The organism is Streptomyces sp. NPDC046977 (assembly GCF_040644455.1).
GTDB lineage: Bacteria > Actinomycetota > Actinomycetes > Streptomycetales > Streptomycetaceae > Actinacidiphila.
In genome coordinates this window covers 149163-170938 of record NZ_JBEYWO010000001.1, presented here as the reverse complement: position 1 = coordinate 170938, position 21776 = coordinate 149163, and the positions used below count along the sequence as shown (strand labels likewise).

Below are 21776 nucleotides of genomic sequence, written 5' to 3'. Positions count from 1 at the left end.
CGTGACCGGGCCGGGACGGGCCGCGCTGCGCCTGGGCTTCGAGGTGCTCGGCACCGCCTCCCTGGCGGCCGCGGTCGTCATGGAGGTCACCGACCGGTCGGTGTCCTGGGAACTGGTGCTGTCGCTCGTCGCGGCCGCCTCGTACCTGCTGATGCTGCCGCTGTGCGCCGCCGGCCAGCGGATCTGGCTGCTGATCGCCACCGCCGTCGCGCTGATGCTCACGGTCGCCGGGATGGTCCGGGTGGCGCAGGAGCCGCTGCTGAACCTGCTGCACGTGTTCCCGCTGCTCCTGGCGGGCTACGCGATCATCGCCAGCCGTGCCTCGTCGCGCCGGGAGACGCAGCTGAGACGGGAGCGGGTGCGCGCCCGCCACGACGGGGAGGAGCGCGAGCGCCGACGATGGGCGCGCGAACTGCACGACGACACCCTCCAGGAGCTGGGCGCGGTGCAGGTCGTGCTGTCCTCCGCCGCCGCGGACGGCGGGCCCGCCGCGATGAGCAGCGCCATCGAGCAGGCGCGGGCCCTGGTCGGCAACCAGATCGTCTCCCTGCGGCACCTCATCGTGGACCTGCGCCCGGTGGTGCTCGACGAACTCGGCCTCGAACCGGCCCTCCAGGCGCTGTGCCGGCACACGTCCGAGACCTTCGGGATCCGCACGGACCTGCGCGTCGCCTCCCACGGCGACGCGCTCTGCGGGCGGCTGGCGCCCGAAACGCAGGCACAGGTGTACCGGATCGTCCAGGAGGCGATCACCAATGCCGTCAAGCACGCGGAGCCGACGCGCATCGTGGTGACCGTGGAGGGCAACGGCCGCGCGACCAGGCTGACCGTGACCGACAACGGCTGCGGCATGTCCGGACCCACCGCCGACCGGCCGGCGCCGTACCAGCGCGGGATGGGGCTGTCCGCGATGCGCGAGCGCGCCGATCTCATCAACGGCCGTCTGACGCTGCGCAGCGCGCCGGGCGAGGGGACCACGGTCGCGCTGCGGATCCCGCCGGACGACTCCGCGGAGCGCCGGGACGCCGCGGCCGGTTGAACAGGCCACGGCATCCCGGAGGCGTTCCAACCGGTCCCTCAGATGGTCGCCGTGTCGATCACGACGCGGAAGCGCACGTCGCCGGCCTCGACGCGCTCGAAGGCCTCGTTGATCCGGTCGGCGGGGATCACCTCGATCTCGGCACCGAGACCGTGCTCGGCGCAGAAGTCGAGCATCTCCTGGGTCTCGGCGATGCCGCCGATGTTGGAGCTGGTCATCACCCGGCGCCGGCCGTTCAGGGCCTTCAGGTCGAGGTGCACGGACTCCTCGGGGAGGCCGACGTTGACCATCGCGCCGTCCCTGCGCAGCAGCGACACGTAGGCGGAGAAGTCCAGACCCGCCGACACGGTGTTCAGGATGATGTCGAAGGTGCCGGCCAGCTTCCCGAAGGTCTCCTCGTCGGCGGTGGCGTAGTAGTGGTCGGCGCCCAGGCGCAGACCGTCGTCCTTCTTGCGCAGGGACTGCGACAGGACGGTGACCTCGGCGCCGAGCGCGTGGGCGATCTTCACACCCATGTGGCCCAGACCGCCCAGGCCGACGACGGCGACCTTCTTGCCGGGGCCGGCGTTCCAGTGCTTCAGCGGCGAGTACGTGGTGATGCCGGCGCACAGCAGCGGGGCGGCCACGTCCAGCGGCAGCGCGTCCGGGATGCGGACGACGAAGTCCTGGCGGACGACGATCTTCTCGGAGTAGCCGCCGTGGGTGGGCAGGCCGTCCTTGCCGGTGGCGTTGTACGTCCAGACCGGACCGCCGTCGGTGCAGTACTGCTCCATTCCGTCCTTGCAGTTCGCGCACTCCCCACAGGAGTCCACCATGCAGCCGACCCCGACGCGGTCGCCCACGGCGAACGTCGTCACGCCGGGGCCGACCTCGGAGACGACGCCGGCGATCTCGTGGCCGGGGACCATCGGGAAGATGCCGGGGCGCCAGCCGTCGTGGGCCTGGTGGATGTCGGAGTGGCAGATACCGGCGAACTTGATGTCGATCAGGACGTCGTGTTCGCCGACCGCGCGCCGCTCGATGGTGGTCCTCTCCAGTGGTGCCTTGGGGGTGGGCGCGGCGTATGCAGCAACAGTCGTCATGCGGGGGTTTTCTCCTCGTGGTCTGCGTGCCCGGTGCCTTGCCTTGCGGGCACGACTTCCAGCACCTCCGAGCCTGCCCGAAGCCGCGCGGATCAGCGTTCACACGCTTTTTCGTACGACTGCCGTGCCTACTACTGGCGGGGTCAGGCTGCCCTGCGTACGACCAGCTCACGGCACGGATACTGGTGGTATGGAGCAGCAACCCGAAGGATCCGCCGGCCGGCCGCTGACCCGGCGGGACGAGCTGAGCGAGTTCCTGCGCACCCGACGCGCCCGGCTGAAGCCGGAGGACGTCGGGCTGCCCGTCGCCGGACGGCACCGCAGGGTGCCCGGTCTGCGCCGCGAGGAGCTGGCCCAGCTGGCCGGGGTGTCGGTCGCGTACTACACGCGCCTGGAGCAGGGCAACGGCCGCAACGTCTCCGCGGAGGTGCTGGGCGCCGTCGCCCGCGCACTGCGCCTGACGGACGCCGAGTACGCGCACCTGACGCATCTGGTGAAGCCGAAGCCGCACAAGAAGAAGCCGGTGGCGCGTCAGCCGCAGGCCCGGCCGGCGCTGTGGCAACTCCTGGACTCGATGCACGGCGTGCCGGCGTACATCGTGGGACGGCGCTCCGACATCCTCGCCTGGAACCGCGCGGCGGCCGCCCTCTTCGGCGACTGGTCGGAGCTGCCCCCCGCCGAGCGCAACTGGGCGCGGCTGGTGTTCCTGCGTCCCGAGTACCGCGATCTGTTCGTCGACTGGGAGCAGAAGGCGATCGACATCGTGTGCGCGCTGCGCATGGACGCCGGCCACTGCCCCGACGACGCGAAACTGTCCGCCCTGGTCGGTGAGCTCTCCGTCAGGAGCGAGGAGTTCCGCCGCCTGTGGGCGCTGTACAACGTCAAGGAGCGGAGCCACGGCGTCAAACGCCTGCACCATCCACTGGTCGGGGAACTCCAGCTGAACTTCGAGCAGTTCCGGCTCGCGGACGACGCCTACATGACCCTCGTGACGTTCCACGCCGAGCAGGGGTCGCCGGCCGCGGAGTCACTGCGCCTGCTGGCCAGTTGGGGCACGGACGCCACGCGGCGGGTGCCGTCGGCCTGAGCCCCGGGCCCTCGGTCCACCGGGCCCGCGCCTCGCTGCGGAGGGATTCCTTCCGGCTGTTTTCTTGACCTCGACGGCGGTCGAGGTTCTACGGTCCGTACATGAGCATGGAGACCACCGCCTGGATGCAGTTGCACAGCGTCATGAACGCCACGACGGACCGTCGCCCCCTGGCCCGCGACACACTGCGGCGCGTCGCGGCGTTCGCCCGGCCGCACCGCCGCCACATCGCGTGGTTCGTCCTGCTCAGCGTGGTCACCGCGCTGCTCGCGGTGGCGACGCCGATCCTGGCGGGACGCGTCGTGGACGCGATCGTCTCCGGCGACCGCTCCGGACGGGTCCCCACCCTGGCGGTGCTCATCGCCGTCATCGCGCTCGCCGAGGCCGGTCTCGGGCTGCTGAACCGCTGGCTGTCCGCGAACCTCGGCGAGAACCTGATCCTCGACCTGCGCACCGCCGTGTTCGACCACGTCCAGCGCATGCCCGTCGCCTTCTTCACCCGCACCCGCACCGGCGCGCTCGTCAGCCGGCTCAACAACGACGTGATCGGCGCCCAGCGGGCGTTCAGCAACACCCTGTCCGGGGTCGTCGGGAACCTGGTCACCCTGCTGCTCACGCTCGGCGTCATGCTCGCCCTGTCCTGGCAGGTCACGCTGCTCGCCCTGGTGCTCCTGCCGGTCTTCGTCGTCCCGGCGCGGCGTACGGGCACCCGCATGGCCCGCCTCCAGCGGGAGGCCGCCGCGCACAACGCCGCGATGGGCACCCAGATGACCGAACGCTTCTCCGCCCCCGGCGCGACGCTCGTCAAGCTCTTCGGCCGGCCCGCCGACGAGTCCGCGCAGTTCGCCGAACGGGCGCGCCGCGTACGGGACATCGGGGTGCGCACCGCCATGGCGCAGTCGGCGTTCATCACCGCTCTCACCCTGGTCTCCGCCCTAGCGCTCGCGCTGGTCTACGGACTCGGCGGCCACTACGCGCTCACCGGCGCCCTCGAAGCCGGTTCCGTGGTCACGCTCGCCCTGCTCCTCACCCGCCTCTACGCCCCGCTGACGGCCCTGGCGGGCGCGCGGGTCGACACCATGAGCGCCCTGGTCAGCTTCGAGCGGGTCTTCGAGATCCTCGACCTGAAGCCGCTCATCGCCGACAAGCCGGACGCCCGCGAGGTGCCGGAGGGACCGCTCGCGGTCGAGTTCGAGAACGTGCGCTTCGGCTACCCGTCCGCCGACAAGGTCTCGCTCGCCTCCCTCGAGGAGGTCGCGAGCCTGGACACCCGCGCGGGCGGCGAGGTGCTGCGCGGCATCTCCTTCCGCGCCGAGGCGGGCCGCACGCTCGCGCTGGTCGGCTCGTCGGGCGCGGGGAAGTCGACCATCGCGCAGCTGCTGCCGCGGCTGTACGACGTGGACGAGGGCGCGGTGCGCGTCGGCGGCGTCGACGTGCGCGACCTGACCGCGGCCTCGCTCCGCGCCACGGTCGGCATGGTCACCCAGGACGGCCACCTCTTCCACGACACGATCCGCGCGAACCTGCTGCTGGCCAGGCCGGAGGCCGGTGAGGACGAACTGTGGGAGGTCCTGCGCCGGGCCCGGCTGGCGGACCTCGTGACCGAACTCCCCGACGGGCTGGACACGGTGGTGGGCGAGCGCGGGTACCGGCTCTCCGGCGGCGAGCGACAGCGGGTGACCATCGCCCGGCTGCTCCTGGCGGGGCAGCGGATCGTCATCCTCGACGAGGCCACGGCCCACCTCGACAACACCTCCGAGGCGGCGGTCCAGGAGGCCCTGAACGAGGCCCTGGAGGACCGCACCGCCGTCGTCATCGCCCACCGCCTGTCGACCGTGCGGGCCGCCGACCTGATCCTCGTGGTCGAGGACGGCCGCATCGTCGAACGCGGCACGCACACCGAACTGCTGGCGGCGGGGGGCCGCTACGCGGAACTCCACCGCACGCAGTTCAGCACGGACGACGACGCGGAGCCCGCCGGCATCGCCTGACCCCGGTCCGGCCCCGCCCCTCCCCTGCGGGGGCCCACCCGTGGCAGACCTCGGGCGCCCGCCCGGCCCGCAAAACCCGGGCGGGCGTCCCACTCCGCGCGAAGCCGCGAGTGCGCAGCCACGCGAAGCCTCCGCCCACCAGCCGGAACCCGAGCGCAGGCCGCGCGCCCATCCGCCCAGGCCTCCCGCGTCCTGCCCCGGCAATTGACCGGGCTGTCGGCGCACGCTGGCATGGTGTGTGCGGTACGTACGCCCTCCTGGAGACCGGAGTCCGACGATGCTGCCCGCCACTGCCGACCGCGATGAATCCGCCGCGCTCATCATCAGAACCGACTTCGGCAACGAGGAAGGCTGGCGGGCCGTGCTGGCGGAGTTGTCGAAACCGTGGGAGTTCGCCGACGGGGACATCGAGTCTCGCCTGCACATCGTCGATGATCCGGCCTGGGCGGGGGCCACGACCGATGACGTGATCACCGCCCTCTCCGGGGACGAGGAACTGAGCGTCGTCTACTTGGCAGACCACCTGACGATGGACGGCCACGACCACGCGCTCCTGGCGGTGGCCGTGCTGTCCCGGGAGGAGTGCGAGAGCGACGAGGAGTTCGAGGCGTACAGCGGGGCTGTCCGGACGGTTCCCGCCGGTATCGGCGAAATCCATGCAAACCTGTCGATCGCCAACCTGGACTTCGCCGACGTCGTCGACGCTGCCCAAGCTGACCCCGCCGGTATCTTCCGGTCCTTCTGAGGCTCACCTTGATGGGGGCACCCCGCCCCATGCGCCCTACCGTACGAAGCAACGACCCACGGCGGCAGGGAGGCGCCACCCGGCGAGAAGCGCAGCCCTGCAAGGCCTCGCCAAATCGGCGGAAGCAACATGCCAGGGCCAGGCGAACATCCCCGCCAGGGAGCGTCCCACTCCTCACGGAGCCGCGAGAGCGCAGCCGCGCGAAGCCCCGGCCCACCAGCCGGAACCCGCGCGGCGCGGGGCGCCTCGCCCCCAACGCCCTCCCCGGACCGTCAGGGAACCGCGAAGCCCCCGCCCGGCACGGAGAACTCGGGCGGGGGCCGGCATCGACCCACGGCAACAGCGCGGCGCCCCACCCGACGGGGAAGCGCATGCGCGCGGCACCACCTCAGCCGGAGGGCCCCGGAAGGGGAGTCGTCATCCGCGGTAGGTCTCCAGGAGGCGGAGCCAGACCTCGCTGATCGTGGGGAACGGGGGGACGGCGTGCCAGAGCCGGTCCACCGGCACCTCGCCGGTCACCACGACGGTGGCCGAGTGCAGCAGTTCGCCGACGCCGGGACCGACGAAGGTGACGCCGGCCACGGTGCCGCGCTCGGCGTCGACCAGCATGCGTGCCTTGCCGCGGTATCCCTCGGCGTACTGGTGCGCACCGGCGACGGCCGAGAAGTCGTGGTCGACGACGGTCACCCGGCGTCCGGTGCGCCGGGCCTCCTGGGTGGTCAGGCCGACCGCCGCGACTTCCGGGTCGGTGAAGACCACCTGCGGCACGGCGACGGTGTCGGCGGTCGCGGTGTGCGGGCCCCAGCGGCGGAGGTCCACCGGTTCGCCCTTTGCGCGCGCCGCGATCACGGCGCCGGCGATCCGGGCCTGGTACTTGCCCTGGTGTGTCAGCAGGGCGCGGTGGTTGACGTCGCCGACGGCGTAGAGCCATCCGCCGGTGACGGCGGTGACCTGGAAGGTGTCGTCGACGGTCAGCCAGTCCCCGGGGGTAAGGCCGACGGTCTCCAGCCCGATCGCCTCGGTGCGCGGGGCCCGGCCCGTCGCGAACAGGATCTCGTCGGCGGCCAGCCTCTCGCCGTCGGCGAGGGTGATGCTCACCTCCCCGCTGGCGCCCTCGTCCCGTGTCACGGAGGTGACCGAGGCCCCGAGGCGGACGTCGACGCCCGCCTCCCGGAGGGCGTCGGCGACCATCTCGCCCGCGAACGGCTCCATGCGCGGGAGCAGCCCCTCGTTCCCCCGGACCAGCAGGGTGACCTGCGAGCCGAGGCCCTGCCAGGCGGTCGCCATCTCGACGGCGACCACCCCGCCGCCGACGACGGCGAGCCGGCCGGGCACCTGGGCGGCGCTGGTCGCCTCCCGGCTGGTCCACGGCCGGGCCTCGTCCAGGTGCGGGAGGTCCGGCAGCGCGGGGCCCGTGCCGGTGCACGCGGCGACCGCGTGGCGGGCGTGCAGCCGCACGGTCCCGCCGTCGGGGGTGTGCACCACGACCTGCCGGGGGCCGTCGATCCGGCCGTGGCCGCGCACCAGGTCGACGGAGACGGAGGCCAGCCAGTCGGCCTGGTCGTCGTCGTGCCAGTGGTTGGCCATGGCGTCGCGGTGCGCGAGGACGGCCGCCACGTCGAGCGGGCCTTCGACCGCCTGCCGCAGGCCCGGTACGCGGCGGGCGTCGGCGCGCGCCAGCACGGGCCGCAGCAGCGCCTTGCTGGGTTCGCACGCCCAGAACGAGCATTCGCCGCCGAGGAGTTCGCTCTCCACGATCACGGTGCTCAGGCCCGCGGCGCGGGTCCGGTCGGCGACGTTCTCGCCGACCGGGCCGGCGCCGATGACGACGACGTCATAGGTGCGGGACGTCTCCGTCGCGGTCTCGGTCTCGGTCATCGGGTCTCCTGTGCCTTTCCGGTGTCGCGACGGTCCGCTCAACGGCCGGGGAGGCGGGTGGTCACTTCCTGCAGCACCCACTCGTTGCCGTCGGGGTCGCTGAACGCCGCGAACGAGCCGTAGCTCGCGCGCTCCGGGTGCGGTCCGGCGACCCGGTCCTTGTCGCCGGCGTGGTGGAAGACGCCGCCTGCGTCGTGGAAGACCTCGCTGACCTCGACGCCCCGCTCCACGAGCTCGGCCCGCGCCTGCTCGACGTCGGTGACGACGATGTGCAGGCCTTGGGCCGAGCCCGGGGCCGCGGTGGTCACGTCGTCGCCGAAGAGGATCGAGCACTGCGATCCGGGGGGCGTGAGGTGCACGACCCGGAAGCCCTTGTCGTCGGCGTAGTCGACGTCCAGCCGGAAGCCCATGGCCTCCTCGTAGAAGTGCTTGGCGCGGTCGACGTCGGAGACGGGCAGAACGAGCACTTCGAGCTTCAGGTCCATCGTCGTCATCCATCTTTCCGTGAGGAGGTGTGTCACCGGTCTGACTGGTGACGAGCATGGCCGACGCGAATGTCACCTGTCAAGGCGGTGACGCATGAAAGGGAAGGGGATGCGGAGGACCGGTCCTACCGGGAGTCCGTGCGGGAGATCAGCCGTTGTGCCCCGGGCCCTCGACGGCGACGTTCCGCAGCGCGGCCGTGAGGGGGGCCAGGTCATGGCCGTCGAAGTGATCCACGAGGTGCTGCCGCACGGTGGAAAGGAACGTCGGCCAGGCCCGCTCCAGCCGGGCGAGGCCGGCGTCGGTCAGCACGGCGTTCCAGCCGCGGCCGTCCTCGGCGCACTTCACCCGCTCCACCCAGCCCTGCTTCTCGAGCCGGATGACGACCCGCGTCACGCCGCTGAGGGAGAGGTTGCAGGCGTCCGCGAGTTCGCTCATCCGCAAGTGCCCTTCGGGGGCCTCGGACAGGTGCATCAACGACGTGTACTCGGAGAGCGGCAGCCCCGCCTCGCGCACCAGGTCGTTGTCGACCACGCGGGGCAGCACGAGCATCACCCTGCTCAGCTCGCGCACGAACGCTTCCTCGCTCGCGCTGAGGGGGCGCAGTGGCTGCGGCGGCGGTGACTGCTCTGCGGGGGACACACCCTCACTCTAACTTCTTGACGACGCAAGAGGACAACCCGGACGACGGGCGCCACTCCCTCCCCCGCCTCGGTGACACGACCCAAAAGCGCCCTCGCGGGCCGGTGACGTCACGTCAGGGTCTCTGTACCGTGGCCGGAATGCGGATCCTTCACCTGTCCGACATCCACATCGGCCCCGACGACGCGCCGAACGCCCGCGGCATCAACGCCAGGGAGTCGCTGCGCAGGATGCTCACCGACCTGGAAGCGGTGCCCGGCGTCGGAACCGTCGTCGTCAGCGGGGACGTCGCCGACGACGGCTCACCGGAGGCGTACACCGTGGCGCGCGAGATGGTGTGCGCGTTCGCCTCCCGCAAGCGGGCCCCGGTGGTCTTCTGCACCGGCAACCACGACGAGCGCGGCGCCTTCGCCAAGATCCTCGGCAGCGGCCACATCGGCGCCGGCGGGGACGACTGCGCCTCGGCCGTCGTGGAGTCCCCGGAGGGCGAGCGGGCGGCCGTGAGCACGATCGACGGCCACCGCTTCATCACCCTCGACTCGCTCGTCCCCGGCAAGGTCCACGGACGGGTCGGCGCCCGCCAGCTGGACTGGCTGCGCGAGGTGCTGGCCACGCCCGCGCCCCACGGGTCCGTGGTGGTCCTCCACCACCCGCCGGTCACCCTCGACGTCGAGGTGCAGCAGGCCCTGGGCCTGCAGAACGCGGAGGAGCTGGCGGACGCCGTGCGCGGCACGGACGTGCGGCTCGTCCTGTGCGGCCACTTCCACCTCCAGCTCTTCGGCCACCTCGCGTCCGTCCCGGTGTGGGCGACCCCGGGGGTCCTCAGCCGGATCGACCTGACGGCCCCGCCGGGGACCGAGCGGGCCGTTCGCGGGGCCTCGGCGACCCTGATCGACCTCGGTGGTCCGTACGCCCCGCTGTTCCACGTGCTCCAGGCACGCGACCCGCGGGCGGGCGAGACGGTGTACGAGCTCGACCGCGACCAGCTCCGCTCGGTCATCGACCGGCTGCGGCCCGGCGCCTGATCAGGGGGCGACGACGACCTTGCTGAGCAGGGGGAGGTGGTCGGACGCCGTCGGGTCGGCGTGCACGACACGCGTGACGAGCGGCTGCACACTGCGGGTGGTGTAGACCGCGTCGATCCGCTCGGTCGGCGCCTCCGCGGGGTAGGTCGCCCCGTCGCCGCGGCCGTGCAGGGACGAGGCCCAGGCGTCGGTGTACGCGCTCTGCAGCGGCTGCGACTCCGGCGCGGCCGGGACGGCGTTGAAGTCGCCGACGAGGACGGCAGGCTTCGTGTCGCCGATCAGGCCGACGATCTGCGGCGTCTGCTGCAGCCGGTCGGTCTGCGAACTGGCCGCCAGGTGGGTGCAGTAGAAGTGCACGGCCTTGCCTCGGACGTCGAGCGTGGCGTGCAGCAGTCCGCGCTGCTCCTGCCCGGGCGACTTGTACAGCCAGGTGTTGTCCGACTCGGTGATCGCGTAGCGGGACAGGATGGCCGTGCCGTACTGGATCCGGTGCCCGCCGGGGGCCGGCGGCTCGTTGTCGATGTTCGCGCCGAAGACCACGTGGTAGCCGAGCAGCGCGGCCAGGTCCGCCGCCTGGTCGGCCCAGTCGCTGCGCCCGGAGTAGTGGTTGTCGACCTCCTGGAGTCCGACCACGTCGGCGCCGCTCCTGCGGACGACGTCCGCGACGCGCCGGACGTCGAGCACGCCGTCGGTGCCCTGGCCGTGGTGGATGTTGAACGTCATCACGTCCAGCACGCGCGCGCCTCTGCCCTCCGCGGCCGACGCCTGGCCGATCCCTGTGGTGGTGGCGGTGGTGAGCGCGACGACGACGGCGAGTGCGGACAGGGTCCGGCGCAGCATGAGGATTCCTCCTGGGGGCGGGGTCGGGAACGGCCACGATCTTCGTGGGGTCCCCTGGCGGAGCTGTGACCGCGAGGTGAACGGCCCTCCGACTCCCTGTGGAGGACCTGCCGTTCCTTTCCCCGGCCCCTTGTCAGACGGTGCCGCTCTCCCACCACCACGAGCCGGAGCCGTAGGAGGGGTACTGGACGCGGCTGTCGACGTGCTGCCAGGAGTGCGTGTAGGCCTCCAGGCCGGAGAATCCGCAGGTCTCGGCGATCCGGTAGACCTGGAGGGTGGAGTGGCCGGCGACCACGATGTCCGCGGCGACGCCGTAGACGTGCATGCTGTTCGAGGCGCCGCCGACGGAGGCGTTGTGGGCGACGCTGCGGAAGCCGGAGTTGACGGTGATCGCGCTGTTGCCGGCCTTCTTGCGGAGCGCCTCCAGCTTGTACATGAGCCGGCGCACGTTCTCCTTCACCTGCGTGGCGCCGACCTTGCCGCTGCCGAAGCCCGTGCCGTCGTTGGACTGGAACTCGCTCCATTCGAAGTGCGCGGTCGAACCGTCGCCGCTCTCCAGGCTGTTGAGCACGCTCTGGGTCTGCGGGCCGGCGATGCCGTCCGCCGGGAGGCCGTAGGCGGACTGGAAGCGCCTGACCGCGGCGGCCGTGGCGGGGCCGAAGTCGCCGTCCCAGGCGATGAAGGTCTGACTGGCGCCGGCGGCGGCCCAGCCGCCGACGCGGATCTGGAGTTCGGTGACGTCGGCGCCGGTCGCGCCCTGCTGGAGGGTGCGCGTCCACCCGTAGGCGGAGGCGCGGGTCGCCGATGCCAGGTTGACGGCGGCCGCCATGCCGGCCGCGGCCGTCAGGCCCGCCGCGCCGCGGAGCAGGGCGCGCCGGTCCAGGCCGCGGGGTGCGTGTTCTCCGGTGGTCATGAGCCTTCTCTCCTCGATCGGGGGAGCATGGGGACGTCGGGCGGCCGGCGCCTGCGAGGTGCCGGGTCCGGCGGGCGTGTCGGCGTCATGGGACGACCGAAACACCCGAATTTGATCGCGTTCATGACAACACACTCACCACTACGCGGGTAGACTCACCCGGTGAATTCGCCGTGAAGGGGCGCCCCGAACGGTGCGGACCGTCCCCGTTCGGTCCCGGAGGGGCGGCGCTTGACCCTCGACTTGGTGGAGGGCCCAGGGTTCCGGGTGTGGAGAGCGAGATGCGCAGTATCGGTGAGCTGGCCCGGGACAGTGGACTGGGCGTGAGCGCCCTGCGGTTCTACGACCGCGCCGGCGTGCTGGTCCCGGCCTGGGTGGATCCCCTGAGCGGCTACCGCTGGTACGACGCGGAACAGCTGGACGAGGCCCGCCTGCTGGCGCGGCTGCGCGGGGCCGGGATGCCGCTCGCGGACATCCGGCTGGTGCTGGCCGGCTGGTCCGGCCAGGACACGGACCTGGTGCGGCAGTTGCTCGCGGCGCATCTGCGCCGTCTCGAACGGACGCTGTCCGATGCGCGTGTCGAGTTCTCCGCGGTCCGAGCCCTTCTCGAACGCAGGGAGAACCCCATGACGTCGTCCAGTGCCCCCGCCGCAGCCCGGCTGGCCGTACCCGCGCCCGAACTGGCCGCCGCGTTGGACGCGGTCCGCTTCGCCGTCAGTACCGACCCCGAGTTGCCGATGCTCGGCGGAGTCCTCTTCGACATCGAGGACGCGGCGCTCCGCGTCGTGGCCACGGACCGGTACCGGATGGCGGTCGCACAAGCCGCCGCCGCCGGCCACGACGGACCGCGCACGCAGGTGGTCGTGCCGTCCCCGCTCGCCGACGCGATGCGGGCGCTGCTGAACGACGGCGGGTCCGTGCGGCTCACCGTGGACGGCGACCGCGTGACCTTGGAGGCCGGGGACCGCCAGGCGGCCGGCCGGCGCCTCGACCACGACTTCCCCGACTACCGCCGACTCGTGCGCGTCCCGGCGGGGCGGCGCGCCCTCGTCGATGTCGCGGCCCTCCGGGCGGCGGTGGAGGCCGGGCCCGTCCGCGCGAGCGAGGTGCGCGACCAGGACGGCGTGTCCTTCGACATCGTCGTGCTCTCGTTGGCGGGCGACGGCACGGTGCGGGTCGTCGCGGACGGCGACGGGGGCGCCGAGGCCCGTACGGACACCGGCGACGTCGCCGTCAACCGGGACTTCCTGCTGCACGCGCTGGCCGCGGGAGCCCGGGACCGGCTGATCCTGGAGTTCGGCGCCCCGACCGCTCCGGTGGCGATCCGCCGGCCGGACGCGGAGGACACTCTCTCGCTCCTGATGCCGGTCCGGCTGGAGGACTGACGGGGCCCGGCCCGGGCGGCGTCGGCGACGCCGCCCGGGCCGTCCGGTCAGGCGCGGGAGAAGAGCCCGATGCCCTCCGGGACCGGGCGCTCGGCGCCGCCCGTCGGGTGGTTGCGGACGACCGGCTTGCCGGTCACCTCGTCACGGGTCACGAGGGTGGAGGAACCGCCGCCGTCCAGGTTGACACCGTTGTCGGCGCCCACGCTCTGGAAGACGCCCGCGAGTTCGGCGATGGTCAGACCGGCGCCGCTCTCCGCGGTGCCGTCCAGCACCAGCAGGTACAGCGTCCGGCCGTCGTCGCCGAAGGCCGCACCGGTCCGGGTCGCCACGGCCTTGTTGTCCAGGCCCGCGAGCGGCTTGCCGTCGCGCAGCACCGGGGCGCCGCCGACCGCGAACTTCAGGCGGTTGCCGCCGGCGGACTCCAGGTCCTCGTCGACCCGGATGTGCTCACCGATCTCGAGCGAGCGCAGCTCCGCCGCGCCGGCCTCGCGGCCGACGAGGACCACCGAGTCGGCGTCGACGGCGCCGGCCCCGATCGTGTCCGAGCCGGACACCACGCGGTTGTTGCGCACGGTCACCTCGTAGACGTCCGTGCTGCAGGCGCCGGCCCGCACGGTGTCGGTGCCGCACGTGGCCCGCTTGCGCGAGACGTCGCCCCACTGGGAGGTGAAGGCGCCGATCCCGCCGACCGGGATCGCGTACTGGTTGAACCCGTCGAGGCCGAGCTCCTTGTCCCGGTGGCCCTTGATGGAGCCGTCGACGCTCAGCGAGTCGATGTGGGCGCGGTTCTTGTAGTCGACCCCGATGACATCACGGGTGGACGTGCCGGGCGCCAGGCCCGGTCCGAAGCGCTGGCCGTTCGGCACGGCGGACTTGAGCGCCACACCGTTGTCGATGGCCGGGCCGACCGCGGAACCGGTGGCCTGCACGCCGGGGTGCTGCGTCTCGTCGATGTTGAAGAAGTCGGCGTTGACGCCGGCCACCGCGCCCTGCGCCGAGACCAGTTGGGAGAGCTTCGCGCGCGCAGCGACCTTGCCGGGGGTCAGCATCCCGACCGAGACCCGGCTGTCGCTCAGGTCGGCGGTGATCACGTGACCGGTGACCTTGCCGTGCGAGGCGGCCACCGAGAAGGCCTGGTACGTGATGCCCGGGGCGACGGTCACGTCCTCCGCCAGCCGCACCCGCTCGACCGCGTCCGCCTGGGTGACCCCGGCGCCCAGGACCATGACGCTCATCGTGATCGTCGCCGCGAGGGACGCGGCCGCCGTACGGGCCCGCCCTGTCATTCTGGTCATGTATGTCCCGTCATATCTGCATGCATGGCGCATGAATGTCCGTCCGGGCCATGAGAAGGGGCCCGGAGGAATGGCCGGTGGCAGTTCGCTGACGGCGCGGCGAATCTTGGCGGACCGGGCCCGGGACCAGTGGTTCAGACCGGACGCAACTCGGGGGCGGCCCGCGCGGCCTCAGCCCGCGGCCGCGCCGAACCACCGGGGCAGTACGCCGAGCAGTTCCTCCTGGTCCTCGCCCACCCACGCCACGTGGCCGTCCGGCCGCAGCAGCACCGCGGGCACGTCCAGTTCCGCACTGGCGCCCGCGACATGGTCGACGCGGTCGGCCCAGCCGTCGACCGAGAGCCGCCCGGTGCCGTCGAGCAGCAGTCCGCGGCCCCGGTGCGTCAGTGCGTAGAGGCGCCCGCGCTCCAGCGGGACGTCGCGCAGCCTGCGGCCGAGCAGTTCATGGCCCTCGCCGAGGTCGTAGCGGACCGCGATGGCGGTGATCTTCTCGATCAGGTAGCGGTTCACCTCGTCGAAGTCCATCAGTTCCGACAGCAGCCGGCGGACCGCGCGCGGGCCCGGTTCGGGGGACAGCAACTCCATCTGCGCGCGGGTGTTCTCCAGCACGGCGGCGGCTACCGGGTGTCGTTCGGTGTGGTAGCTGTCCAGCAGCCCCGGCGGTGCCCAGCCGTTGACTTCCGCGGCCAGTTTCCAGCCGAGGTTGAACGCGTCCTGGAGGCCGAGGTTGAGGCCCTGCCCGCCGGCCGGCGGGTGGATGTGGGCCGCGTCGCCGGCGAGCAGCACCCGGCCGGTCCGGTAGCGCTCGGCGAGCCGGGTGGCGTCGCCGAACCGGGAGAGCCGGCGCGGCGAGTGCGCGCCGAAGTCGGTGCCGGCGACCGCCCTCAGCTGCCGCCTGACCTCGTCGAGGGTCGGCGGGACCGAGCGGTCGGCGGCGAGTCCGTCGGCGGGCACCACGACGCGGTACAGCCCGTCCCCGATCGGCCCGACGCCGAACCGCAGCTGCCGCGTGCGGACTTCGGCCACCACGGCGGCCACCTCCTGCGGCGTCGCGGTCACCTCCATCTCGCCCAGCAGCGTCTCGACCCTGGTGGGCTCCCCGGGGAAGCCGACGCCGAGCAGCCCGCGCACCGTGCTGCGGCCGCCGTCGCAGCCGACGAGCCAGCGCGAGCGCAGCCGGGTGCCGTCGGCCAGTTCGGCGGTCACCCCGTCGTCGTCCTGGCTCAGGCCGGTCAGTTCGCGGCCGCGGCGGATGTCGGCGCCGAGTTCCGCGGCACGCTCCGCCAGCAGGCGGTCGGTGACGGGCTGCGGGATGCCGAGGACGTACGGGTGGGCGGTGTCCAGCCCCTCGGGCGAGGGTTTGGTGACGGCGGCGAAGAAGCCGCCGACGGCATGCCGTCTGCCCAGCGGGAGGAACCGGTCCAGCAGACCGCGCTGGTCGAGCACTTCGATGCTGCGCACATGCAGACCGAGCGCGCGGACGAACGCGGGCGGCTCCGCCTCCTTCTCCAGCACGAGCACGCGCACCCCGTGCAGGCGCAGTTCCGCGGCCAGCATCAGGCCGGTCGGGCCGCCGCCCGCGACGATCACGTCCATCACGTCGATCACGAAATCCCCCACATGAGGCAGGTCCTGGGCCTCGGCCGGAGATTCTGCGGCACCACCCGGGCCTTGCCGCAAGGCCCCCGCTGCGCTATAAGGTGAAAGTGGCAAGGAGCGGCTGATCTCCTTGCCTTTGCCTTTGCCCTGTGCGCGCTGCCGCGCGCTTGATCGACCGCCTCCCCTCGGATAGCAATACCTACGTGATCCATGGCGAGAAGACCGGGCTGCGCGCCCGGCAGGACAGCGACGTACCGGTTCTGCATTCCGAGTTGTACAACGACGTGGCCACCCACGCGCGCACCGTCTCCCGCCCCTGGCAGCCGGTCCCGCACGGCTCCGGGCAGTCGCCCTTCGCGGTGGCGGAACCGTCCGACAGCGTGGCCCTGTTCTCCGTGGTGGAGCTGGAGTCCGGGGAGCTGGCGGGCGCCGCCCTGGTCTGGGGCATCGATCTGCACAACAGGTCGGCCCACCTCGGCATCTCCTTGCGCCCCGCGTTCCGCGGCCGCGGGTTCAGCACCGATGTGCTGCACACGCTGTGCGGGTACGGATTCACCGTCCGCGGCCTGCAGCGACTCCAGGTCGAGACCCTCGCGGACAACGCCGCGATGATCGCGGCCGCGACGCGCGCGGGCTTCGTGCGCGAGGGGACGCTGCGGCGCGCCGCCTGGGTGTACGGCGGGTACGCGGACGAGGCCGTCCTCGGCCTGCTCGCGAGCGAGTGGACGCCCCGGGCGTGAACACCCCTGACGAGGAGGGGCTGTTGGAGGCGCGCGCGTCCTTCGCCCGTCCGGCGGCGGCCGCCGCCGCGGTGGCGACCGTCGGCGCGGGCCTGGGGCTGCGGGCCGTGGCGGCGGGGGACGTGGCGAAGTACGGCGGGGACGCGCTGTACACCCTGCTGCTGGTCGCGCTCGTCGTCCTGGTGGCGCCGCGGGTCTCCCCGCGCGTGGCCGCCGGCAGCGCGCTGGCCCTCAGCTGGGCGGTCGAGTTCCTCCAGCTCAGCGACGTGCCGGCAGAGCTCTCCGCGCGGAGCACCGTGGCCCGCCTGGTGCTCGGCTCCACCTTCAACGCGCCCGATCTGCTCTGGTACGCGATCGGCGCCGCCGGGGGCTGGCTCGTCCTCACGGCGGTCGACGGCGGTCGCCGCACCAGGGGCCGAAAGTAGTCCATACGGGAAAAATCCTTGGACGCCGGGGATTCCGGCGCGGGAGACTCCCCTCCCCCGCACCTCCTCCGTCGGGGCGATCGCTCGAACCGGAACCAGGCTCGGCACGGCCCGTGGAACGGCATGCCGTGAGCCGCCGTACGACACCAGGGACACGGGGTTGTGATGGGACTGTCTGAAGCACACGCGAGCGCACCGGGCCGGGGCTCGGTCATGCTCGCGCTCCGCTATTACGGAAGGGAACTGTCCCGGCTCCGGCTCCTGACGGTGCCCGCGATGCTCCTGCCGGCGCTCGGCAACGTCGGCATCAACTACCTGGCGCCGCTGGTCGTCGCCAAGCTCGTCGGCCGGGTCGCCGACGGGACCGCCATCGGCTTCGCGACGGCCCTGCCGTACGTCCTCGCCTTCGCCGGCGCGCTGCTGCTCGCGGAGACCCTGTGGCGGATCGGCCTGCACTGCCTGAACCGCCTGGACGCCCTCGGCATCGAGCATCTGTACGTGGTCGGCATGGACGAGCTGTTCGCCAAGGACGCGGCGTTCTTCCACGACAACTTCGCCGGGTCGCTGACCAAGCGGGTGCTGAGTTTCGCCTCCCGGTTCGAGGAGGTCGTCGACACGGTCACCTTCCAGATCGTCGGCACCCTCGTACCGCTGCTGTTCGGCTCGGTGGTGCTGTGGCGCTACGAACCGCTCCTCGTGGTCGGCCTCGTGACGATGATCGCGCTGACGGCGCTGTGCGTGACCCCGCTGATCCGGCGCCGCCAGGCGCTCGTCAACCAGCGCGAGGCGGCGGTGGCCCGGGTCTCGGGCCATGTCGCGGACAGCCTGACCAACATGGACACGGTCCGGGCGTTCGCCGCCGAGGAGCGCGAGGCGGCGGAGCACCGGTCGCGTGTGGCGGAGTCGCGGCGGCTGACCCTGCGGTCGTGGGACTACGGCAACCTGCGCATCGACACGCTCGTCGCGCCGCTGTCCGTGCTGACCAACGGCCTGGGCCTGCTGCTCGCGATCACCCTCGGCAGCAGCGGGCACAGCGGCGCGCACAATGTGGAGGCGATCGTGGTGGCCTTCACGTACTACAGCAACGCCACCCGCATGATGTTTGAGTTCAACCAGATCTACCGCCGCCTGGAGAGCTCGATGACGGAGGCGGCGCAGTTCACCGAACTGCTCATGACCCCGGCGACGGTGCTCGACCCGGCGTCGCCGGAACCGCTGCGGCACCCCTCGCACGGGTCCGCCGAGGTCCGCTTCGAGGAGGTGACCTTCGCCCACGCGGGCGCGGAGCCGCTCTTCGAGGGCCTGGACCTGGCGGTGCCGAGCGGGGAGAAGATCGGCCTCGTCGGCCGGTCCGGCGGCGGCAAGAGCACGCTGACACGGCTGCTGCTGCGGATGAAGGACATCGAGTCCGGCCGCATCCTCGTCGGGGGCCAGGACATCAGCAGCCTGCGCCAGGCCGACCTGCGCAGCCTGATCGCCTATGTGCCGCAGGACCCGGCGATGTTCCACCGCACGCTGCGGGAGAACATCGCGTTCGCGCGGCCGGAGGCCACGGAGGCGGAGATCCGGCGGGCGGCCGAGGCGGCGCACGTCACGGAGTTCGCCGACGCGCTGCCGGAGGGCTTCGACACCATGGTGGGCGAGCGCGGGGTCAAGCTCTCCGGCGGGCAGCGCCAGCGGGTCGCCCTCGCCCGGGCGATCCTGCGCGACGCGCCGATCCTGCTGCTCGACGAGGCGACCAGTGCCCTGGACTCCGAGAGCGAGGTCCTGGTCCAGGAGGCGCTGTGGCGACTCATGGAGGGGCGCACCGCACTCGTGGTGGCGCACCGGCTGAGCACGGTCGCCGGCATGGACCGGCTCGTCGTCCTGGACCGCGGCCGCATCGTCGAGCAGGGCACCCATCTGGACCTGCTGGCCTCGGAGGGCGCCTACGCGAAGCTGTGGCAGCACCAGTCGGGCGGCTTCCTCGACGACGCCCCGCACGAGCGGGCGGCGACCCCCACGGCGTCCTGACGGGGTGTCCCCCGGCGCTGTTCACGCCCACGTCCACCGCACGGGCGTGGGCGTGAACAGCGCCCGCAGCAGCGGGAGTTCGACGGATCGTCACACGGCCGCCCCCTCCGTGACGGTGCGTCGGTTCAACGGTGTGACAACAGCGTCGCTCTTTGCTGTTTGTTTACCCGTTGATTGCCCACAGATGTGAGCATCTGCCTTCTGTGCCCGCTGCGTTACGGAGAGAGAATGCCACCGAAGAGAACCTACGCCGTGCTCGCGACCATGGCAGTCGCCGCCGGCACGCTGGCGACCGCAGGTCAGGCGGACGCGCACCAGAAGCAGCACCACCACCAGGCGCCGGTCTTCCACCGCACCGCCACGTACCCGGTGTTCCAGAACCGCCCGGCCGGCGAGGACCCGGCCACGGCGACCGTCGCGGAGATCTCGGCGGTCAGCGAGGACGGCCGGACCCTGGTCTACACCGACGCGCTGGCCAAGCGCATCGGCTTCCTGGACATCAGCAGGCCGGACAGCCCGCGCGGGCTCGGCACGCTGTCACTGGCCGGGCTCGGCAACGCCGAGGACGAGCCGACCTCCGTGGCCGTCGTCGGCCAGTACGTCCTGGTCGTGGTCAACACCAGCGCGAGCTACACCAGCCCCTCGGGACGCCTGGACGTCATATCCCTGCGCGACCGCAAGCGGGTCAGGAGCATCGACCTCGGCGGTCAGCCGGACTCCATCACCATCTCCAAGGACAAGCGGTACGCCGCGATCGCGATCGAGAACGAGCGCGACGAGGAGGCGACGCCGCCCGGCGGCGACGAGGGCGACCTGCCCCAGGCCCCGGCCGGATTCGTGCAGATCGTCGACCTCAAGGGCTCCGCGCCGCAGCACTGGAGCACCCGGGCCGTCCCCCTGACCCGCGCCGACGGCTCGGCGCTGCCCGCGCTGGCCGGCGCCGGGATCGCGGAGCCCACGGACCCGGAGCCGGAGTACGTCACCGTCAACGGCCGCAACCAGCTGGCGGTGACCCTCCAGGAGAACAACGGCATCGTCCTGATCGACCTGCCGACCGGCCGCATCACCAAGGCCTTCAGCGCCGGCACGGCCGGCGTCCGCGGCATCGACACCGTCAAGGACGGCGTGATCGACCAGACCGGCTCGATCACCGACGTCCGCCGCGAGCCCGACGCCGTCAACTGGATCGACGACCGCTACCTGGCCACCGCCAACGAGGGCGACTGGAAGGGCGGCACCCGTGGCTGGTCGGTCTTCGACAGCCGCACCGGCAAGGTCGCCTGGGACGCGGGCAACAGCTTCGAGCGGATCGCCGTCCGCCACGGCCTGCACAACGAGGACCGCGCGGGCAAGAAGGGCACCGAGCCGGAGGGCGTGGTCGTCGCCGCCTTCCACGGGGTGCGCTACGCGTTCGTGGGCTCCGAGCGCAGCAACTTCGTCGCCGTCTACGACCTGAGCCGCCCGACCGCCCCGGTCTTCCGCCAGGTGCTGCCGGCGACCAACGGCCCCGAGGGGCTGCTGCCGATCCCGTCGCGCGACCTGCTCGCGGTCTCCAGCGAGGAGGACGACGCCTCGGTCAACGTGCGGGCCTCGGTCAGCCTGTTCCAGCTGGGCAAGGGCACCCCGTCGTTCCCGACCGTCGTCTCCGCCACGGACTCCACCGGCGCGCCGATCGGCTGGGGCGCGCTGGGCGCGCTGTCGGCCGTGCCCGGCCGGTCGCACGAGCTGTACACGGTCACCGACGCCGCCTACGCCGTCACCAGGATCCTGACCGTCGACACCTCGTGCTCGCCCGCGGTCGTCACCAGGGCGCTCACCGTCAAGGACGCGGACGGCAAGCCGGTCGGCTACGACGCCGAGGGCGTCTTCGCCCGTCCCCAGGGCGGTTTCTGGCTCGCCGTCGAGGGCGCGACCGGCGACGGCAACAAGCTGGTGCGGCTCGACCGCGACGGAGTGACCCGGCAGGTCGTCGCGCTCCCGGCGGACGTCGCCGCGGGCCTGGCCAAGCAGGGCTTCGAGGGCGTCACCGCCACCACCGACCGGCACGGCCGCGAGGTGGTCTGGGCCACGCTGCAGCGCGAGGTCAAGGGCGACCCGGCCGGGGTCGTCAGGATCGGCCGGTACGACGTCCAGACCGGCACCTGGAGCTGGTACGGCTACCGGATCGGCACGACCACCGTCCCCGGTGACTGGATCGGCCTGTCCGAGATCACCGCGGTGGGCGACAAGCTCGCCCTCATCGAGCGCGACAAGCTCAACGGCCCGGCCGCCGCGGTCAAGCGGATCTACACGGTCGACATGCCGGGGTCCGCCGCCCCGGCGGGCACGGTGCCGGTACTGCAGAAGAGGCTCGCCCACGACGTGCTGCCCGACCTGCGCGCGACCAAGGGCTGGACCCAGGAGAAGCTGGAGGGCCTGACCGTGGGCGGTGACGGCGAGGTCTACGCCGTGACCGACAACGACGGCCTGGCGGACGCCACCGGCGAGACGGTCTTCCTCCGCCTCGGCTCGGCCAAGGGCATCTTCGGCCGCCGCTGACCCGTCACGGCACGGACGCGGACGGCCGCCGGCACCTCGCCGGCGGCCGTCCGGGC

The 21776-nt window shown here is 72.5% G+C and carries 18 protein-coding genes; 10 read left to right on the top strand and 8 right to left on the bottom strand.

The genetic code is table 11. The features are described 5' to 3' along the window. The first annotated feature begins 1 nt into the window (after window position 1). Window positions 2-1039 (top strand): sensor histidine kinase, encoded by a 1038-nt coding sequence (locus tag ABZ883_RS00600; RefSeq protein WP_360899129.1) that lies wholly within the window; start codon window positions 2-4, stop codon window positions 1037-1039. Window positions 1040-1077: 38 nt separating this feature from the next. Here the strand turns inward: ABZ883_RS00600 and ABZ883_RS00595 are convergent, their stop codons facing one another. After that, window positions 1078-2121, bottom strand: a complete 1044-nt coding sequence (locus ABZ883_RS00595; protein WP_360899126.1) for an NAD(P)-dependent alcohol dehydrogenase — start codon at window positions 2119-2121, stop codon at window positions 1078-1080. 190 nt (window positions 2122-2311) lie between these two features. On the opposite strand from ABZ883_RS00595, the gene ABZ883_RS00590 reads away from it, so the two are divergent. From ABZ883_RS00590 to ABZ883_RS00580, 3 genes are all read left to right on the top strand, one after another. After that, window positions 2312-3208, top strand: a complete 897-nt coding sequence (locus tag ABZ883_RS00590; RefSeq protein ID WP_360899124.1) for a helix-turn-helix transcriptional regulator — start codon at window positions 2312-2314, stop codon at window positions 3206-3208. Between the two features lie 101 nt (window positions 3209-3309). Then, on the top strand, window positions 3310-5199 hold the full coding sequence (locus tag ABZ883_RS00585) for an ABC transporter ATP-binding protein (RefSeq protein ID WP_360899121.1): 1890 nt from the start codon (window positions 3310-3312) through the stop codon (window positions 5197-5199). Between the two features lie 277 nt (window positions 5200-5476). Continuing rightward, a complete protein-coding gene (locus ABZ883_RS00580; RefSeq protein ID WP_360899119.1) occupies window positions 5477-5944 on the top strand; it encodes a hypothetical protein in 468 nt (155 codons plus the stop codon). Window positions 5945-6361: 417 nt separating this feature from the next. Here the strand turns inward: ABZ883_RS00580 and ABZ883_RS00575 are convergent, their stop codons facing one another. The 3 genes from ABZ883_RS00575 to ABZ883_RS00565 all read right to left on the bottom strand — a co-directional run bounded on the left by ABZ883_RS00575 (window position 6362) and on the right by ABZ883_RS00565 (window position 8947). Further along, a complete protein-coding gene (locus ABZ883_RS00575) occupies window positions 6362-7822 on the bottom strand; it encodes an NAD(P)/FAD-dependent oxidoreductase (RefSeq protein WP_360899116.1) in 1461 nt (486 codons plus the stop codon). A 38-nt stretch (window positions 7823-7860) separates the two neighbouring features. Next, entirely contained in the window at window positions 7861-8307 is a 447-nt protein-coding gene (locus ABZ883_RS00570; RefSeq protein ID WP_360900182.1) for a VOC family protein, read from the bottom strand. A gap of 148 nt (window positions 8308-8455) precedes the next feature. After that, window positions 8456-8947, bottom strand: a complete 492-nt coding sequence (locus ABZ883_RS00565) for a MarR family winged helix-turn-helix transcriptional regulator (RefSeq protein ID WP_360899113.1) — start codon at window positions 8945-8947, stop codon at window positions 8456-8458. A 140-nt stretch (window positions 8948-9087) separates the two neighbouring features. Here ABZ883_RS00565 and ABZ883_RS00560 point away from each other — a divergent pair, with 140 nt between their 5' ends. Beyond that, complete coding sequence (locus ABZ883_RS00560; protein ID WP_360899110.1) at window positions 9088-9972, top strand: metallophosphoesterase; 885 nt, start codon at window positions 9088-9090, stop codon at window positions 9970-9972. On the opposite strand, the gene ABZ883_RS00555 is transcribed toward ABZ883_RS00560, so the two are convergent. Together ABZ883_RS00555 and ABZ883_RS00550 are read right to left on the bottom strand one after the other, a co-directional pair. Next, window positions 9973-10812, bottom strand: coding sequence for an endonuclease/exonuclease/phosphatase family protein (locus tag ABZ883_RS00555; protein ID WP_360899107.1), 840 nt, complete (start codon window positions 10810-10812; stop codon window positions 9973-9975). Window positions 10813-10945: 133 nt separating this feature from the next. Continuing rightward, window positions 10946-11725 (bottom strand): D-Ala-D-Ala carboxypeptidase family metallohydrolase, encoded by a 780-nt coding sequence (locus tag ABZ883_RS00550; protein ID WP_360899104.1) that lies wholly within the window; start codon window positions 11723-11725, stop codon window positions 10946-10948. 281 nt (window positions 11726-12006) lie between these two features. Between ABZ883_RS00550 and ABZ883_RS00545 the strand changes: the two genes are divergently transcribed. After that, window positions 12007-13110, top strand: a complete 1104-nt coding sequence (locus tag ABZ883_RS00545) for a MerR family transcriptional regulator (protein WP_360899101.1) — start codon at window positions 12007-12009, stop codon at window positions 13108-13110. Between the two features lie 47 nt (window positions 13111-13157). On the opposite strand, the gene ABZ883_RS00540 is transcribed toward ABZ883_RS00545, so the two are convergent. Continuing rightward, a complete protein-coding gene (locus ABZ883_RS00540; protein ID WP_360899098.1) occupies window positions 13158-14405 on the bottom strand; it encodes a phosphodiester glycosidase family protein in 1248 nt (415 codons plus the stop codon). A gap of 171 nt (window positions 14406-14576) precedes the next feature. Beyond that, a complete protein-coding gene (gene rox, locus ABZ883_RS00535; protein ID WP_360900178.1) occupies window positions 14577-16004 on the bottom strand; it encodes a rifampin monooxygenase in 1428 nt (475 codons plus the stop codon). A gap of 203 nt (window positions 16005-16207) precedes the next feature. On the opposite strand from rox, the gene ABZ883_RS00530 reads away from it, so the two are divergent. The 4 genes from ABZ883_RS00530 (at window position 16208) to ABZ883_RS00515 (ending at window position 21720) form a co-directional block, all read left to right on the top strand. Continuing rightward, entirely contained in the window at window positions 16208-16744 is a 537-nt protein-coding gene (locus tag ABZ883_RS00530) for a GNAT family protein (protein ID WP_360899095.1), read from the top strand. Continuing rightward, the gene (locus tag ABZ883_RS00525) at window positions 16741-17169 is read left to right on the top strand and encodes a DUF2809 domain-containing protein (protein ID WP_360899092.1); all 429 of its coding nucleotides are present in this window, start codon (window positions 16741-16743) and stop codon (window positions 17167-17169) included. The genes ABZ883_RS00530 and ABZ883_RS00525 overlap by 4 nt, the downstream gene beginning before the upstream one ends. Window positions 17170-17334: 165 nt before the next feature. Further along, window positions 17335-19182 carry an ABC transporter ATP-binding protein gene (locus tag ABZ883_RS00520; protein WP_360899089.1) on the top strand — a complete coding sequence of 616 codons (1848 nt, stop codon included), beginning with the start codon at window positions 17335-17337 and terminating at the stop codon, window positions 19180-19182. A 228-nt stretch (window positions 19183-19410) separates the two neighbouring features. Further along, window positions 19411-21720 carry an esterase-like activity of phytase family protein gene (locus ABZ883_RS00515; RefSeq protein ID WP_360899086.1) on the top strand — a complete coding sequence of 770 codons (2310 nt, stop codon included), beginning with the start codon at window positions 19411-19413 and terminating at the stop codon, window positions 21718-21720. Window positions 21721-21776 lie beyond the last annotated feature (56 nt).

Coding starts and splice junctions, on each gene's coding strand:
- ABZ883_RS00595 (WP_360899126.1), bottom strand. CDS start 2,121: ATGACGACTGTTGCTGCATACGCCGCGCCCACCCCCAAGGCACCACTG.
- ABZ883_RS00590 (WP_360899124.1), top strand. CDS start 2,312: ATGGAGCAGCAACCCGAAGGATCCGCCGGCCGGCCGCTGACCCGGCGG.
- ABZ883_RS00585 (WP_360899121.1), top strand. CDS start 3,310: ATGAGCATGGAGACCACCGCCTGGATGCAGTTGCACAGCGTCATGAAC.
- ABZ883_RS00580 (WP_360899119.1), top strand. CDS start 5,477: ATGCTGCCCGCCACTGCCGACCGCGATGAATCCGCCGCGCTCATCATC.
- ABZ883_RS00575 (WP_360899116.1), bottom strand. CDS start 7,822: ATGACCGAGACCGAGACCGCGACGGAGACGTCCCGCACCTATGACGTC.
- ABZ883_RS00570 (WP_360900182.1), bottom strand. CDS start 8,307: ATGGACCTGAAGCTCGAAGTGCTCGTTCTGCCCGTCTCCGACGTCGAC.
- ABZ883_RS00560 (WP_360899110.1), top strand. CDS start 9,088: ATGCGGATCCTTCACCTGTCCGACATCCACATCGGCCCCGACGACGCG.
- ABZ883_RS00555 (WP_360899107.1), bottom strand. CDS start 10,812: ATGCTGCGCCGGACCCTGTCCGCACTCGCCGTCGTCGTCGCGCTCACC.
- ABZ883_RS00550 (WP_360899104.1), bottom strand. CDS start 11,725: ATGACCACCGGAGAACACGCACCCCGCGGCCTGGACCGGCGCGCCCTG.
- ABZ883_RS00545 (WP_360899101.1), top strand. CDS start 12,007: ATGCGCAGTATCGGTGAGCTGGCCCGGGACAGTGGACTGGGCGTGAGC.
- ABZ883_RS00540 (WP_360899098.1), bottom strand. CDS start 14,405: ATGACCAGAATGACAGGGCGGGCCCGTACGGCGGCCGCGTCCCTCGCG.
- ABZ883_RS00520 (WP_360899089.1), top strand. CDS start 17,335: ATGGGACTGTCTGAAGCACACGCGAGCGCACCGGGCCGGGGCTCGGTC.
- ABZ883_RS00515 (WP_360899086.1), top strand. CDS start 19,411: ATGCCACCGAAGAGAACCTACGCCGTGCTCGCGACCATGGCAGTCGCC.